The sequence below is a fragment of the Stenotrophomonas terrae genome, assembly GCF_039674165.1.
GTDB lineage: Bacteria > Pseudomonadota > Gammaproteobacteria > Xanthomonadales > Xanthomonadaceae > Stenotrophomonas > Stenotrophomonas terrae_A.
This window is the reverse complement of sequence record NZ_JBDJMY010000069.1, coordinates 1-15,217: the sequence shown is the minus strand read 5'-3', so window position 1 is coordinate 15,217 and position 15,217 is coordinate 1. Positions and strand designations below refer to the sequence as shown.

Genomic DNA, 15,217 nt, shown 5'->3' with positions numbered 1-15,217 from the left:
AAAAGCCAAAAGCCAAAAGCCAAAAGCCAAAAGCCAAAAGCCAAAAGCCAAAAGCCAAAAGCCAAAAGCCAAAAGCCAAAAGCCAAAAGCCAAAAGCCAAAAGCCAAAAGCACCCCTCCCCAACCCTCCCCTTGCCTTCGGCAAAGGGAGGGAGAAAGCCGGGCGCTGTAGGCATCGGGACAGCTGCCAAGTGCAAATCCCATCCCCTCCCTTTGCCGCAGGCAAGGGGAGGGCTAGGGAGGGGTGCCTCTGCTTCTGCTTCTGCTTTTGATTTCGCTTCCGCTTCCGCTCTTGCGTCTTCTCTTGTTCCTGCTTCTGCAGCAACAACAACAAAAAAAACAGCAGCGACAGCGACAGCAACAGCAACAGAAAAAGCAACAACAGAAGCAACAACAGAAGCAGCAACAGAAGCAGCAACAGAAGCAGCAACAGAAGCAGCAACAGAAGCAGCAACAGAAGCAGCAACAACAGAAGCAGCAACGGCAGCAGCAACAGCAGCAGCAACAGCAGCAGCAACAGCAACAACAGCAACAGCAGCAACAGCAGCGACAGCAACAGCAGCAACAGCAACAGCAGCAACAACAGCAACAACAGCAACAACAGCACCCTCAACAAGCACCCTCACCCCACCCGCCGCACCCCTTCAGCCTCAACCTCAGCCGAATAACGGAACACCGAAACCGCCTCAGCCAACGCATCGGCCTGCTGTTCCATCGAGCGCGCCGCCGCACTGGCCTCCTCCACCAGAGCAGCATTCTGCTGGGTGGTTTCGTCCATCTGCACGACGGTGTGATTGACCTGCTCAATGCCGACCGACTGTTCCTGCGAAGCGGCGGCAATGCGCGCGACGATGTCGCTGACCTGCTGCACCGAGCCGACGATCTCACTCATGGTGCTGCCAGCCTGTGCGACCAGCGCGGCGCCGTCATCCACCTTGCCCATCGAGTCGACGATCAGCTCCTTGATCTCGCGCGCGGCAGTGGCCGAACGCTGCGCCAGGCTGCGAACTTCCGATGCCACCACCGCAAATCCTCGACCCTGCTCACCGGCGCGGGCAGCCTCCACCGCGGCATTGAGCGCCAGGATATTGGTCTGGAAGGCGATGCCGTCGATCACCCCGATGATCTCGGCAATGCGCTTGGACGACAGCTCGATCGCACGCATCGTCGACACCACCTGCCCAACCACATCACCGCCGCGTGCGGCCACGTCAGCCGCGCCAACTGCCAGCTGATTGGCCTGACGTGCCGACGCTGCGTTCTCGCGCACGGTCGAGGTCAGCTCTTCCATCGAAGCGGCCGTTTCCTCCAGGTTGGCGGCCTGCTGTTCGGTACGCTGGGAGAGGTCATCGTTGCCTGCAGCTAGCTCACGTGCAGCCGAGTTGATCGCCAGCGAGCACTGCTTGATCTGGCCAACGATGCCGGTCAAACGCTCGGCGGTGAGATTGGCGTCGTTCTTCATTGCCTCGAAGTCGCCGGCGTAGTCGCCCCGGACGCGATGATCCAGCTTGCCGGCGGCCAGCGCCGACAACATCGTGCGCAGTTCACCGGTGGTGGTAGCTACAACCTCCAGCAGCTGGTTGATGCCGGTGGTCAATGTCTGGATGAAGCCCGCCTCGCTTACCGTTTGCAGGCGCTGGTGCAGGGCGCCGGCTGAGGCGGCGGCAACGATGTCGGCCACGCTGTTTTCCAGCAGCAATTCCTGGGTGCGGTCGTGCCATTCCACCGCAAAGCCACTGCGGCTGCCGTCGGCGTTGAACACCGGCGTCACCACCTGGCTGAAATGCACGGGGCCGATCGTGATCTGGCCGTTGTGGACTTTCCTGAGCTGGTCGAGCATGCCGCGGATGCGCGCCGGGTTGGCGTGGAAGCGGTGGATGCTGCTGCCGATCAGGGTGTCGACGTTGAAGTCCGGGAAGGCCTTGCGCAGCGTGTCCTGCTGGTTGCGCAGCAGGGCGACCACCGAGCGGTTCACGTAGCGGATGATGTGCTCGTTGTCGGCAATCATCATGCCGGTGCGCGAAGCGTCCAGCGAGGCGCGGATCTGGGTGTTTTCGTGGTGCAGTGCGTCTTCCTGCCGGCGCCGCTCGCCGAGCTGGTTGCGCATGCGCAGTACGCCATCGGCCAGGGTGCCTGGCGCGAAGTGGTTGTCGGCGACGAGACTGCCGCTGTCGTCACCGGCGGCAATCGCATCGACCATGGCGCGCAGACGGGCCGGCGCTGCGCCCAAAGTAAGTACCTGGCGCTGCAGCTGTATCGCCATTGCGCTTACAAATGCGGTTTCCACCAGTACATACAGGGCGTGCAGCAATACGATGTTGACGCTGCTGCCTGACGCAAAGGCATGCACCGGCAAGCCGCGCGTCTGCATCCAGTAGAACGCCAGATGATGTGCGCTGATCGCCACCGCCGCGACCACCACCGGCAACCAGTCCCGGTAATACAGCAGCAGTGCGATCACCACGAATACGGCGAAATGCATTTCCACCAGGCCATTGGCCTGCTCGATGGTGGCGGCGACGATGGCCATCAGCACCAGTGCAACGGTCACCCGGCTCAGTCGGCTGCCCGGTGCCTGTTTGATCAGCGCGCCCATTACCAGCAGGGCGGGCACGGTGACGGCGAGAAATGGCAGCCATTGCCCCGCCGACAGCGCCAGCGCCAACGACGCCGAGCCGAGGATCAGGCCGAAGTACAGGAACAGGCGGTCCGCGGCGCAGGCCAGCTGCGTGTAGTAGGTGTCGGGAGGTGCTGGCGTTACATGGGGGTGTGGCGACATGGGGAACTCCTGTTCAACAGGCACAGCGGTGGGGAAGGGGGAATGCCGGGTGGCGCGCGGCCATCAGTCCGGATGCAGCGGTCGATTGCTGTGGCGCACGCGGTTATCGGCAGCCGGCAGCAACAACGCGGCGGCGATGCGGGAATTCAATGAGGTGTGATGGCGATGCCGCACGCGCCGGCCGCGGGAAACTGGCCGCAATGCCTGCCGGCGTTGTGCAGGGGCCGGACCGGAGTGGTGCGCAGGCATTGCCGCTTGGGCTGCGGGTACCGGTTGCAGCTGCCGCGCGCAGGGCCCGGCCAGCACTGTTGCCAGCGCAGCGCCGCTTTGGAGGCCAAGTGCGATGAGGCGCGTCGTGGTCCTGTCCAGCCAACAGGCGAGCAGGATCAGGCCGGTGGCGACACCGGGCCAAAGGGCAGGGCGGGGGGACATGCAATGGTGGGGCGCGCAGCACCCGTTGCGGGACTGCGGGTCAACTTCTCGAGAACGGCACTACCGGTGTTATCGGCCGCGGAGCCCACTACTGAACCCGACACTGGAAGTATCGGGTTTTATTTTCAGTTCGCGTCAGGCAATGCCGCGATGAAGTCGCGGATGATCGCGGCGACCGCGTCGGGCTGGTCCATGTGCACATGGTGATGACCGGGCAGGGTATGCAGGCGGCCATCGGGCAGCAGCGCCGCGCGTTGGCTGCGCTCGGGCTCGGGAAAGTAGGGCTGCGCCGGCGTGGCATAGATCACCTGCACCGGGCAGCGGATGGCGCTGACCACATCGCAGACCTGTTCTTCGGTCATGCGCACAGCGGTGGGCAGCATCAGCCGCGGATCGCTGCGCCAGCTCCAGCCTCCCTCGACGGGTTTGACCCCGCGTTCGATCAGCAGCCGCGCGGAGGCCTCGCTGAGTTGGTTGACCATCATCCGCGCGCGTACCGGTGCGCTCAGGTCGGGGAATACCCGCAGCTGCTTGGCGTCCAGCTTCAGCATGGCTTCCACATAGGTGCGCAGGCGCTGCACGGTTTCCCCGGCCGGTGCGGTGAGCCCGCCCAGCGCTTCGATCGACACCAGCGCCTGTATCCGCTCACCGGCCACCGCAGCGACCAGGCTGGCAATCGCCGCGCCCATCGAATGGCCGAGCAGCACGAAGCGGTCCCAGCCCAGCGCATCGGCGATGGCCAGGGTCTGCACGATGGCGTGCGGGGTGGTGTAGGGCGTGGTCAGCGGCAGGTGGTCGCTGTAGCCATGGCCGGGCAGGTCGACCATGACCAGGTCCAGCGTTGGCAGCTGCGCGGCCAGTGGCAGGAAGCTGGCCGCATTGTCGAGCCAGCCGTGCAGGGCGAGCACCTTCAGGCCATCGGGATTGCCGGCACGCAGGCCGGCAATGTGGACGCCCTCAAGCTGCAGGTCGAATGGCGTTGCCTTCATGCCGGCTGCGCCGTCGCCAGGGCTGCAAGGGCGGCGGCATGGGCGGTGCTGTCGTTGAGGCAGGGGATGTAACGCATGCGCGCGCCGCGCTCGGCCAGGGTCTCGGTAAAGCCCATCTGCACTTCTTCCAGTGTTTCCAGGCAGTCGGTGGCAAAGCCGGGGCAGACCACATCCAGCGTCTGGATGCCGCTCTCCGCCAGTTCCCACAAGCGCGGCTCGGCATAGGGCTGCAGCCAGCGCTCGCGGCCAAAGCGTGATTGATAGGTGAGTTCCCACTCCTCGCTGCTCAGGCCCAGGGCGGCGGCGATGGCCTTGGCGCTGGCCTCGCAGCGCTGCGGATAGGGGTCGCCGGCATCGGCCACGCGCTGCGGGATGCCGTGGAAGGAGAACACCAGCTTGCCGCCACGGCCGTGCTGCGCCCAGTAGTCGGCAATGGAGGCGGCCACGGCGGCAACCCAGCGCGGGTCTTCGGCGTAATCGCGGATGGTCTGCACCACTACCTTCGGATTACGCGCCTGCCATTGCTGCACGCGGTCTTCGATGGAGGCGGTGGTGGTGGTGGAATACTGGGGGTAGAGCGGCAGCACCACGATCCGCTGCATGCCTTCAGCGGCCAACGCGTCCAGCGCTTTCAGCAGTGCCGGTTCGCCATAGCGCATGGCCTCGCGCACCCGCCACTGGGGCAGCTGTTGTTGCATGGCCTGCGCCAGGCGGCGGCTGTAGACCGCCAGCGGCGAGCCTTCCGGCAGCCACACCTGGGCATATTTCTGTGCCGAGCGCGCGCTGCGCAGTGGCAGGATCAGCCCGTACAGCAGCGGTTTCCACAGGATGGGGGGGATCGACACCACGCGGGGGTCGCTCAGAAATTCGGCCAGATAGCGCCGTACCGCAGGAGCGGTCGGTGTCTCGGGCGTGCCTAGATTGACCGCGAGCAGCGCGGTGGTGGGTGCGTCGGACATCCGGTCATTTTCGCAGGTATGCACCTGTAAGGGGGTAGTGCCGAGCCATGCTCGGCAGGGGCTTCACCGGCCAAAGCCAAAAGCCACCCCTCCCCAGCCCTCCCCTTGGCTTCGCCAAAGGGAGGGGGCGGCTCCTGCAAACCCGCCCCATTCCCCCTCTATTCATCGCCACGCTACTAATTTCAGGCACTTGCGCTATCTTTCTATGCATCGACCTACGGAGTTACCCATGCGCCGCTTGCCGTGCCTTGTTCTGCTGCTGTCCGCCAGCCTGCTGTCCACCACTGCCGTGGCCGGTCCGCAGGAAGACCAGCGCGCCCGCAATGCGGTGCGGGTGCTCAACGAAATCCAGGACATCCCCGAGCAGGCCATCCCGGACAAGCTGCTTGATGAGGGCCGCGCCATCATCGTCATTCCCGACACGATCAAGGCCGGTCTGGTGTTGGGCGGGCGTCGTGGCCACGGTCTGATGTCGGTGAAAACGGCCGATGGCAGCTGGTCCAACCCCGTATTCATCAAGCTCACCGGCGGCAGCATCGGCTTCCAGGCCGGCGTGCAGTCCTCCGATGTGATCCTGGTGTTCCGCAACGATCGCAGCCTGGACAACATCGTCAACGGCAAGTTCACCCTCGGTGCCGATGCCGGCGTCGCTGCCGGCCCGGTCGGTCGCAGTGCTGCTGCCGCCACCGATGGCCAGCTCAAGGCCGAAATCTGGTCGTGGTCGCGTGCCCGCGGCCTGTTTGCCGGCGTGGCGCTGGATGGCGCCGCGCTGCAGATCGACGATGCCGCCAACCTCGATGCCTACGGCCAGAACACCACCCCGCGGATGATCCTGGAAGGCCGCCTGAATACCGCGCCGTCCTCCGACGTCGTCGCCTTCCGTGACCGTCTGGAAGAATCCACCTATGCCGCGCGGCAGAAGCGTGGCACCCAGGGCGCCACCGCGCCGGTGGCAGCCGCCGCACCGCGCAGCGATGCCGTCAGTGTTCAGGCACCGGCCGCAGCCACGGCTGTGGGCACCGATACCGCGACCACCGCACCGTTGCAGCATTCGACGGCTGAACCGGCACCGCAGCAGGGCTTTCAGCCGGTTTCGGAAGGTGAAATCCGTACCGAAAGCCTGGACGGCGGCAACTGACCTTTGGCATAGCGATCAGGTAATACCTTGTGCGCTATGCTCAACAACCTCCACACAGATAACGCGAGCAGATCATGGGCAGTTTCAGCATCTGGCACTGGTTGGTCGTGCTGGTCATCGTGCTGCTGGTGTTTGGCACCAAGCGCTTGACGAGCGGCGCCAAGGATCTGGGCAGTGCGGTCAAAGAGTTCAAGAAAGGCATGCGTGACGAAGACAAGCCGGCTGCACAGCTGAGCGATGAGTCGCGCGATGCCGATAAGACCGGCGAAAAGCAGGCCGAGCACGACCGCGACGCGCGCTGATCCTGAGCGCACGACGTGTTTGATATCGGCTTCAGCGAACTGCTGCTGATCGCAGTGGTGGCCTTGGTGGTCCTCGGCCCGGAACGTCTGCCCAAGGCAGCGCGTTTTGCCGGGCTGTGGGTGCGCCGGGCACGCAACCAGTGGGATTCGGTCAAGCTGGAACTCGAACGTGAGCTGCATGCCGAAGAGCTCAAGCGCAACCTGCAGGACGTGCGCCAGTCGATGCAGCAGGCCGAGGCCGGGCTGCGCGATCAGGCCGAGCAGGTGCGCGACGGCACCGATGCCTTCAAGCGCGAAGTGGAACTGCCCGAATCAGCCGCCGAGCGGGTGATCGAGCCGCGCCCCATCGCCGCTGCTGTCGGCAATGAGTCCAAGGCCGATGACGCAGCGCAGCCGGCTGCGGCACAAACCGTTGCCGCAGACCCCGCCAGCGTGGCGCATGACGCCGCAGCGGATGATGCCCAGTTCAATCGCAGCATCCCCTTGGGCGATACGCCGGTGCCGGGCGGGCAGACACCGGCCAGCCCGGAGCGGACACCATGAGCGCGGATTTCAACGAGAGCAGCCTGATCGAGCACCTGATCGAACTGCGTTCACGGGTAATGCGTGGGCTGCTTGGCCTCGGCGTGGTGCTGCTGGCGCTGATGCCGTTCTCGCGCACCCTGTATACCCATCTGGCCACGCCGCTGATCTCGCAGCTGCCGGCCGGGCAATCGATGATTGCCACCAACCCGGCCGGCGCATTCTTCGCGCCGCTGAAGTTGACCTTCTTTGCTGCCCTGTTCGTGGCCGTGCCGTGGCTGCTGTACCAGGCCTGGGCATTCGTGGCACCGGGCCTCTATGCGCGTGAAAAGCGCCTGGCGCTGCCGCTGCTGGGTTCGGCGGTGGCGTTGTTCTATATCGGCTGTGCGTTTGCCTACTTCCTGGTGCTGCCGGCGGTATTCCACTTCCTGACCACGTTCCGCCCCGAGGTGATCGCCATCACCCCGGACGCCAATGCCTACCTGGATTTCGTACTGGCCATTTTCTTTGCCTTCGGTGCCAGCTTCGAACTGCCGGTGGCGATGGTGATCCTGGTGTTGCTGGGCTGGGTGACGCCGCAACAGCTGCGTGAGAGCCGTGGTTACGCCATCGTCGGCATCTTCGTGCTGGCCGCGGTGCTGACCCCGCCGGATGTGGTGTCGCAGCTGATGCTGGCGATACCCATGTGTTTCCTTTACGAGCTGGGCATACATGCCGCGCGCTGGCTGCAGCCGCGCGACCAGGGCAAGACCGCCGCCCCCTGAACCGGCCGATACAGGCAGCTGCCAGCAAACTGCGCTATTTTCTGTGAATAGAGGCCGCGCGGTGGCAGGCGTGGTGGCACCCGGGGGAACACCTGCATGTCGCAAAAGAAAGAGAGCTGGATCAACAACGTGCCGCTGCTGAGCAAGATGCTGGCGGCTTTCGGTTTGGTTTTCCTGTGTTTCCTGGCCACCAGCGTGGTCAGCTACCGCACCTCCGGGCAGGACGACGACGCGCGCCGCCAGGAAAGCGTGCAGATCGAGGTGATCCGCCAGGTCGAGGATGCGATCCAGGCGGTACGCCTGCAGCAGATCGCAACCCGCAATTACCTGCTTGGCGATGGCGAAGGGCATCTGGAAACCGTGGCGCGGCAAGGTCAGCGACGTGATGCGGCGTTGGCCGCAGCGCTCACTGCCGCCGGTACCGGGCCTATGGCCGAGCGCCTGCGCCGGGCACAGCTGCAGGCACGTGAGTGGGACAGCAATGTCACCTCGGTGCTGCGTCCGGCCGCCAGCGCGCAGCCGCTTACGCCGCAGCAACAGCTGCTTGCGCTCAGCAACGGCGGCCAGGGCAACGGTCTGGCCGAGGCGCTGGATGAAATTTACGAAACAGAAGTAACCCAGATGCTGAGCGACCGCAGCGAGATGAGCGAGTGGATCGCCCGCGCGCATCGGATTTCGCTGGTGCTGCTGATAGTGGGTTTCCTGATCATCATCGGCACCTTGTGGATGATCTCGCGCCTGGTGGTCAAGCCGATCAACCGCCTGACCGACAAGATGACGCGCCTGTCCAACGACGAGCTGGACGTGGAAGTCGGCGACCTGCAGCGGCAGGATGAAATCGGTGAAATCGCGCGTGCGATGGAAGTATTCCGGCGCAATTCGCTGGCTGCGCGTGACGCCAACTGGGTCAAGTTCGGTGTCGGCGAAGTAGGCGCGGAACTGCAGACCGCACAGACTCCGGACGAATACGCGCAGGCGCTGGTATCGCAGATCGCGCCGCGCATCGATGCGCCGATCGGCGTGTTCTTCGCCTGGGACGAACAGCAGCAGAAGCTGCTCCTGCAGGGCAGTTACGGCTTCCAGCGGCGCAAGCACCTGGGCCTGCAATACGGGCTGGGTGATGGCCTTATCGGCCAGGCCGCATTGGAACGAAAACGCATCAGCGTGCAGCAGGTGCCGGATGAATTCTTCGGCGTGCACTCGGCCTTGGGCGAGGCGCAACCGCGCCATCTGGTGGCGGTGCCGCTGCTGCTCAAGGACCGGCTGCTGGGCGTGTTCGAGTTCGGCACCTTCGGCCATTTCAACGCTACCCAGGAAGCCTTCATCGACAGCGTGCTGCCGACCGTTGCGCTGGGCCTGGACAACATCCGCCGTGCCGACGAAACCCAGCTGCTGCTGGATCACACCCGCGCCCAGGCCGAGGAGCTGCAGCGCTCGCAGGTAGCCTTGCAGACCCAGGAAGAAGAGCTGCGCGCCACCAACGAAGAGTTGCAGGGCAAGACCGTCGAACTGGAGGAACAGGCCCAGCGCCTTTCCGCGTCCGAAGAAGAACTGCGCGTGCAGGCCGAAGAACTGCAGGCCTCCAACGAGGAGCTGCGGCAGAAGACCGAGGTGCTCAACGAGCAGAAGGACGTGCTGCAGGTATTGCAGCGCGAGACCGAGTTCAAGGCGCAGGAGCTGGCGCGTGCCAGCCAGTACAAGACCGACTTCCTGGCCAATATGTCGCACGAGCTGCGCACCCCGCTCAACAGCCTGTTGATCCTGTCCAAGGAGCTGGCCGAGAACGAGAGCGGCCACCTGGACGTGGAGGAAGTGGAGGCCGCTGCGGTCATCCATGATTCCGGTTCCAACCTGCTGCGGCTGATCAACGACATCCTCGACCTGTCCAAGATCGAGGCCGGCAAGATGGACGTGCATCGCGAGGAAGTGCGGGTTGATGCCATCACCCGCGAGGTCACCCGCCACTTCCGCCACATGGCGATGGAGAACCGCCTGGAGTTCGCCATCGATGTCGACCCATCGATGCCCGAAACGCTGGTCACCGATCGTTCCAAGCTGCAGCAGGTGCTCAACAACCTGCTCGGCAATGCCTTCAAGTTCACCCGCGAGGGCTCGGTCACCCTGCGCATGGCCATTGCCGATGCGGCGATGCTGACCCGCATCGGCGCCGCCAGCGACGAGCAGCACGTGGCGCTGACGGTGCGCGATACCGGCATCGGTATTCCCGAAGAACGCCTGGATTCGATCTTCGAGGCGTTCGAGCAGGTCGATTCCAGCACCAGCCGCCATTACGGCGGCAGCGGCCTGGGCCTGGCCATCGCGCGGCGCCTGGCGCAGTTGCTCGGCGGCCAGCTGGTGGTCGACAGCGAACAGGACAAGGGCAGCAGCTTCAGCCTGGTACTGCCGCTGTTGTCGGCCGGCCTGACCAGCGCCATGGCCGCCACCCAGGCGGCAAGCGAGCACCGGCCCGCGCCCACTCCGGGCCCGGCGCGGGTGGCCACCGCGCAGTTGATCGACTGGATTCCCGATGATCGCCACGCCATTGCCGCTGGCGAAACGGTGATCCTCACCGTGGAAGACGACCCGGCCTTCGCGCGCATCCTGGTCGACCTGATCCGTCGCAAGGGACACCGCGCACTCGCCGCGGCCGATGGCGAAAGCGGCCTGGAACTGGCGCGCCGCTTCCGTCCCACCGGCATCCTGCTGGACGTGATGTTGCCGGGCATGGATGGTTGGTCGGTGCTGCAGCATCTCAAGCATGACCCGGTGACTGCGGCCATCCCGGTGCACTTCATTTCCGCTGTGGATGAAGCGGCCAAGGGCGTGGCGCTGGGCGCGGTCGGCTACCTGACCAAACCGGTGGACCGCAAGGCGCTGGTTGCCGCCTTCGATCACCTGCTGGATGTGGCCGGCAAGATCGTGCGCAAGCTGCTGCTGGTCGACGACGATCCGGATTCGCGGCTGGCGCTGACCCGCCTGCTGCAGGCCGACAATGTCGAGATCGACCAGGTCGCCTCGGGTGAGGAAGCGCTGGAACGCATCGCCACCCACAGCTACGACTGCATCGTGCTCGACCTCAACCTGGGCGGCATCTCCGGTATCGAGTTCCTGGAGAAGGCAGCGACATTGGTGGCGGTGCCGCCGGTGGTGATCTATTCGGGCCAGGACCTGAGCCGCGAGGACAGCCTGAAGCTGCGCCAGTACACCGACAGCATCGTGATCAAGGGCCAGCGTTCGCCCGAGCGCCTGCTCGACGAGGTGAGCCTGTTCCTGCACAGCATCGGCTCGCGCGGCGCCAACGCCACGCCGTCCGACGACAATAATCTGGGCGGCCGCCAGGTGCTGCTGGTCGATGACGACATGCGCAACCTGTTTGCCCTGTCCAAGTCGCTGCGCGCGCGCGGGGTGAATGTGTCGATGGCGCAGGATGGTTACAAGGCGCTGCAGCAGCTGCAGGAAAACCCGTCCATCGAGCTGGTGTTGATGGACATCATGATGCCGGGCATGGACGGCTACGAAACCACCCGCGAGATCCGCAAGCTGCCCGAATGGAGCAACCTGCCAATCATCGCGGTCACCGCCAAGGCAATGCATGGCGACCGCGACAAGTGCCTGGACGCCGGTGCCAATGACTACCTGACCAAGCCGGTTGACCTGGACAAGCTGTTGTCGATGATGCGCGTATGGCTGCAAAAGTAGCACCGACCACCGCACCGCCCAGCCGTGACGAGGTGGACGACATCGAGGTGGATGCCTTCATCCACGCCATGTCGCGCCGCCACGGGTACGACTTCAGCGGCTATGCGCCGTCGTCGCTGAAGCGGCGCGTGCTGCAGTTGGTGCAGACCCTGGACGTGAGCCATGTCGGCGAACTGACCGCGCGCGTGCTGCGCGACGACGAGATGGTGCCGCAGGTGATTGCCAAGCTGTCGGTGCCGGTGTCGGAGATGTTCCGCAACCCGGCGGTGTTCCGCAAACTGCGCGACGAAGTCTTCCCGGTGCTGGCCTCCTACCCGCAGATCAACATCTGGCAGGCCGGCTGCGCACATGGCCAGGAGGTCTATTCGCTGGCCATCCTGCTCAAGGAAGCCGGGCTGTATGACCGCTGCCAGATCTACGCCACCGATTTCAGCGACGAAGCCCTGGCCAAGGCCCAGGAGGGGATCTTCCCGATCCGTGATGCAAGGCTGTATTCGGAGAACTACCTGGCAGCCGGTGGCCGCCACACGTTGTCGGACTATTACCATGCCCGTTACGACTTCATGAAGCTGGATGCGCGCTTGAAGGAACGGGTCACCTTTGCCAACCACAACCTGGTCTGCGACGGGGTCTTCTGCGAGGCGCAGCTGATCCTGTGCCGCAACGTGCTGATCTATTTCTCCGACGCACTGCAGGACCGGGTACTGGGCCTGTTCCGCGACAGCCTGAGCCGTGGCGGTTTCCTCTGCCTGGGCAACCGCGAGTCGATCCGTTTCGCCCCCAGCGCCCGTGATTTCGCCCCGCTGGACGCCGAGCTGCGGTTGTACCGCAATGCCGGGGGCCTGCTTTGAGAACCGCTTCCGGGCTGCCACCACAGGCAATTGTGGTTGGCTGCTCGGCGGGCGGGCTGTCGGCCCTGCATCAGTTGCTGGGCGGGCTCTCCGGGCCGCTGCCGGTGCCGATGGTGGTGGTCTGCCACAGCGGTTCGGAAGACATGCGGGTGTTCTGCGAGCTGCTTGCCAGCCGCAGCGGGCTGGTGGTCAGCGAGGCCGAGGAGCGCCAGCAGCCCGAGCCTCATCACATTTACGTGGCGCCCTCCGGCTATCATCTGCTGCTTGAACGTACCGGCCGTTTCGCCCTGAGCGTTGATCCCAGAGTGGCATTTTCGCGCCCCTCGATCGATGTGCTGTTCGAATCCGCCGCCGAAGTATGGGGGGAACACCTCATTGCCCTGCTGCTGACCGGTGCCAATTCCGATGGTGCCGAGGGCTGTCTGCAGGTGCGCCGGCGTGGCGGCACGGTCATCGTGCAGGATCCGCAGACCGCGCAGGTCCCGACGATGCCGAGCGCCGCGCTGCAGCTGGCCGGCGCCGACCATTGCCTGCCGTTGCCTGACATCTCCCTTTTGCTGGAAGCCTTATGTTCGTAGCCAAGCCGTCCGTACCGCCGCGCCCGAAGATACTGGCGGTGGATGACAACCCCGCCAACCTGCTGGTGATCCGCCGGGTGCTGGCCAAGCTCGACGTTGAAGTTGTAGAGGCGGCGTCGGGCAACGATGCGCTCAAGGCCACCCTGGATGCTGAGTTCGCGCTGGTGCTGTTGGACGTCTACATGCCGGACATCAACGGCTTTGAAGTGGCCGAGATCCTGTCGCAGGAAGAGAGCACCCGGCAGACACCGATCATCTTCGTCACCGCTACCTATGCCGATGACGTGCATCGGTTGAAGGGCTATGGTTTTGGCGCGGTGGACTACATGGCCAAGCCGCTGGAAGCGACCATCCTGCTGTCCAAGGTGCAGGTGTTCCTGGAGCTGTACCGGCACCGGGTGGCCTTGCGCGATGCGCTCAGCGAGTTGTCCGAGCGCAACCGCCAGCTGGAGATCGAAGTCGAGCAGCGCAAGCAGATGGAGCAGGAAATGCGCCATCTGGCCATGCACGACATGCTCACCGGACTGCCCAACCGCGCCTTGTTCATGGACCGGCTGGAGAGCGCGCACCACCGTGCGCAGCGCCACGGCGGCATGTTCGCGCTGGTGTACGTGGACGTGGACCGCTTCAAGGAAGTCAACGACACCTGGGGCCACGGCGCCGGCGATGCGGTGTTGATCGAACTGTCAGCGCGTCTGCGTGGTGCACTGCGCGAGAACGACACCGTCGCCCGTCTGGGCGGCGATGAGTTCGCCTTGGTGCTGGAAGAACTCGATGACATCAACGACGCCCATCGCCTGATGGAGCGGGTGACGCAGTCCCTGCAGGCGCCGATGCACTACCAGCGCGACGGTGAAGAGCTCACCCTGGCCATCGCCGCCAGCATCGGCGTGGCCGCCTACCCGGCGAACGGTGCCGAGGTGGATGCGCTGCTGCATGCGGCCGACCAGGCCATGTACATGATCAAGCGCAGCCGCGAGGAAACCAGGGGCTAGAAACGAGGAACGAGGAGTGAGAAACGAGTAAACGCAACAGCCTGAGAGCTATTGCTCTCACTTTTCACTTCTCGTTCCTGGCTCCGACTTTTTCAGGCTTCAAACACGTGGCCGCTGCTTACCGGCGGCGGCGTCGGGCCAGCGGCGCTGGCCGGGGCCAGCATCTGCTTCCACGCTGCATATACCGCACCGGCGAACACCGGCATCAGTATCGCCATCAGCAGCAGCTGGGCGATCGCCATGGCGACCCCTTGGCCGGCGATCAGGCCGACGAACAACGCCACGATGATCACCGCGAAATAGATCGCGAAAATGGCGATGAAGGCCAATACGAAGAACACCAGCATGGCCGGCAGGTTATGGATGCTGGCGCGCAGGCTTTCGCGCAGCGCGTGCATGCCACCGGCGCGTTCGAACATCACCTGCGGCGGCATGACGAACAGTGCCAGGGTCAGCGCGACAAAGCTGGCCAGCAACAGCAGCAACCACAGCAGGATGCGGCCGGCGGGCAGGGTCGCCACCAGCGCCTCGATCTGCGCCGGGTCCGGTTGCGCACCGGACTGGCTGATCTCATTGAGTTTGACCATCACCACCGACAGTTGCTGCAGACCATCGGTGCCTACCAGCACCAGCAGCAGCGTGCCCAGCAGCAGGGCGGCAAACAGTTGTGGCAACAGGGCCACCAGTAGTTGCGGTGCGCGCCCTTCCTGCACACCCTGCAGCAGGTGCGAGGGCTTGGCGACGCGGCCCTGGTCGACCTCGCGGATGGCCCACAACAGGCCGCCCATGAACAACGGCCCGGCCAGCAACAGCAACAGCTGAACCACTGTGCCCAGTGCCGGCACCAGCATCGACAGCGACAGCACCAACGAGGTGCCGACGCCCCACAGGATGCCCAGCGAACCGAGCGCCAAGGGCGCACGCTTGAGCAGGCCGAAGCCGGTCAACAGCCATTCCGCACCGGCGGAGGCAGGTACCTTGCGAATCTCGCTCATTGCAATTCCGAAACGGGGGAGTGCGCAGGCAACAGGCCAGCGCTACGCGGATTATCGCCTGAAACCCGGCTCGGGTTTATGAGGACAAAGTAACGGGGGGCTGGGCGGCTTTGCCCCCTCCCTTTGCCGCAGGCAAGGGGAGGGCTGGGGAGGGGTACTGCTGTGTGTAGTGCCGAGCCATGCTCGGCAGGTGCTCTACCGGGAATGCCCCTTGC

General features: G+C 64.7%; 13 protein-coding genes. 8 read left to right on the top strand and 5 right to left on the bottom strand.

From position 1 onward, the window contains the following. The 4 genes from ABE493_RS18650 to hemH form a co-directional block, all read right to left on the bottom strand. Window positions 1–619, bottom strand: a 619-nt coding sequence (locus ABE493_RS18650; protein WP_346500763.1) for a hypothetical protein, incomplete at its 3' end; no start/stop codon positions are given. Between the two features lie 2 nt (window positions 620–621). Next, window positions 622–2,778: a methyl-accepting chemotaxis protein gene (locus tag ABE493_RS18645; RefSeq protein ID WP_346500761.1), complete on the bottom strand. Its 2,157-nt coding sequence runs from the start codon at window positions 2,776–2,778 to the stop codon at window positions 622–624. A gap of 557 nt (window positions 2,779–3,335) precedes the next feature. Further along, entirely contained in the window at window positions 3,336–4,199 is an 864-nt protein-coding gene (locus ABE493_RS18640; RefSeq protein ID WP_346500759.1) for an alpha/beta fold hydrolase, read from the bottom strand. After that, on the bottom strand, window positions 4,196–5,158 hold the full coding sequence (gene hemH, locus ABE493_RS18635; protein WP_346500757.1) for a ferrochelatase: 963 nt from the start codon (window positions 5,156–5,158) through the stop codon (window positions 4,196–4,198). The genes ABE493_RS18640 and hemH overlap by 4 nt, the downstream gene beginning before the upstream one ends. 229 nt (window positions 5,159–5,387) lie before the next feature. Between hemH and ABE493_RS18630 the strand changes: the two genes are divergently transcribed. From ABE493_RS18630 to ABE493_RS18595, 8 genes are all read left to right on the top strand, one after another. After that, window positions 5,388–6,296, top strand: coding sequence for a lipid-binding SYLF domain-containing protein (locus ABE493_RS18630; protein ID WP_346500755.1), 909 nt, complete (start codon window positions 5,388–5,390; stop codon window positions 6,294–6,296). A 74-nt stretch (window positions 6,297–6,370) separates the two neighbouring features. After that, complete coding sequence (gene tatA, locus ABE493_RS18625; RefSeq protein WP_346500753.1) at window positions 6,371–6,598, top strand: Sec-independent protein translocase subunit TatA; 228 nt, start codon at window positions 6,371–6,373, stop codon at window positions 6,596–6,598. Between the two features lie 15 nt (window positions 6,599–6,613). After that, window positions 6,614–7,141, top strand: coding sequence for a Sec-independent protein translocase protein TatB (gene tatB, locus ABE493_RS18620; RefSeq protein WP_346500751.1), 528 nt, complete (start codon window positions 6,614–6,616; stop codon window positions 7,139–7,141). Beyond that, window positions 7,138–7,884 (top strand): twin-arginine translocase subunit TatC, encoded by a 747-nt coding sequence (gene tatC / locus ABE493_RS18615; RefSeq protein WP_346500749.1) that lies wholly within the window; start codon window positions 7,138–7,140, stop codon window positions 7,882–7,884. The genes tatB and tatC overlap by 4 nt, the downstream gene beginning before the upstream one ends. A 96-nt stretch (window positions 7,885–7,980) precedes the next feature. Then, window positions 7,981–11,583, top strand: a complete 3,603-nt coding sequence (locus ABE493_RS18610) for a response regulator (protein WP_346500746.1) — start codon at window positions 7,981–7,983, stop codon at window positions 11,581–11,583. Then, complete coding sequence (locus ABE493_RS18605) at window positions 11,568–12,434, top strand: CheR family methyltransferase (RefSeq protein WP_346500744.1); 867 nt, start codon at window positions 11,568–11,570, stop codon at window positions 12,432–12,434. Before ABE493_RS18610 ends, ABE493_RS18605 begins: the two co-directional genes overlap by 16 nt. After that, window positions 12,431–13,012 carry a chemotaxis protein CheB gene (locus ABE493_RS18600; RefSeq protein WP_346500742.1) on the top strand — a complete coding sequence of 194 codons (582 nt, stop codon included), beginning with the start codon at window positions 12,431–12,433 and terminating at the stop codon, window positions 13,010–13,012. Before ABE493_RS18605 ends, ABE493_RS18600 begins: the two co-directional genes overlap by 4 nt. Then, on the top strand, window positions 13,003–14,007 hold the full coding sequence (locus ABE493_RS18595) for a diguanylate cyclase domain-containing protein (protein ID WP_346500740.1): 1,005 nt from the start codon (window positions 13,003–13,005) through the stop codon (window positions 14,005–14,007). The genes ABE493_RS18600 and ABE493_RS18595 overlap by 10 nt, the downstream gene beginning before the upstream one ends. Window positions 14,008–14,099: 92 nt before the next feature. On the opposite strand, the gene ABE493_RS18590 is transcribed toward ABE493_RS18595, so the two are convergent. Beyond that, window positions 14,100–15,002: a BPSS1780 family membrane protein gene (locus ABE493_RS18590; RefSeq protein WP_346500738.1), complete on the bottom strand. Its 903-nt coding sequence runs from the start codon at window positions 15,000–15,002 to the stop codon at window positions 14,100–14,102. Window positions 15,003–15,217: the final 215 nt, after the last annotated feature.

Bases quoted from the DNA above. Each gene is read 5' to 3' on its own strand.
- hemH (WP_346500757.1), bottom strand. From the start codon at position 5,158: ATGTCCGACGCACCCACCACCGCGCTGCTCGCGGTCAATCTAGGCACG.
- ABE493_RS18605 (WP_346500744.1), top strand. From the start codon at position 11,568: ATGGCTGCAAAAGTAGCACCGACCACCGCACCGCCCAGCCGTGACGAG.
- tatA (WP_346500753.1), top strand. From the start codon at position 6,371: ATGGGCAGTTTCAGCATCTGGCACTGGTTGGTCGTGCTGGTCATCGTG.
- ABE493_RS18640 (WP_346500759.1), bottom strand. From the start codon at position 4,199: ATGAAGGCAACGCCATTCGACCTGCAGCTTGAGGGCGTCCACATTGCC.
- ABE493_RS18645 (WP_346500761.1), bottom strand. From the start codon at position 2,778: ATGTCGCCACACCCCCATGTAACGCCAGCACCTCCCGACACCTACTAC.
- ABE493_RS18630 (WP_346500755.1), top strand. From the start codon at position 5,388: ATGCGCCGCTTGCCGTGCCTTGTTCTGCTGCTGTCCGCCAGCCTGCTG.
- ABE493_RS18590 (WP_346500738.1), bottom strand. From the start codon at position 15,002: ATGAGCGAGATTCGCAAGGTACCTGCCTCCGCCGGTGCGGAATGGCTG.
- tatC (WP_346500749.1), top strand. From the start codon at position 7,138: ATGAGCGCGGATTTCAACGAGAGCAGCCTGATCGAGCACCTGATCGAA.
- ABE493_RS18610 (WP_346500746.1), top strand. From the start codon at position 7,981: ATGTCGCAAAAGAAAGAGAGCTGGATCAACAACGTGCCGCTGCTGAGC.
- ABE493_RS18595 (WP_346500740.1), top strand. From the start codon at position 13,003: ATGTTCGTAGCCAAGCCGTCCGTACCGCCGCGCCCGAAGATACTGGCG.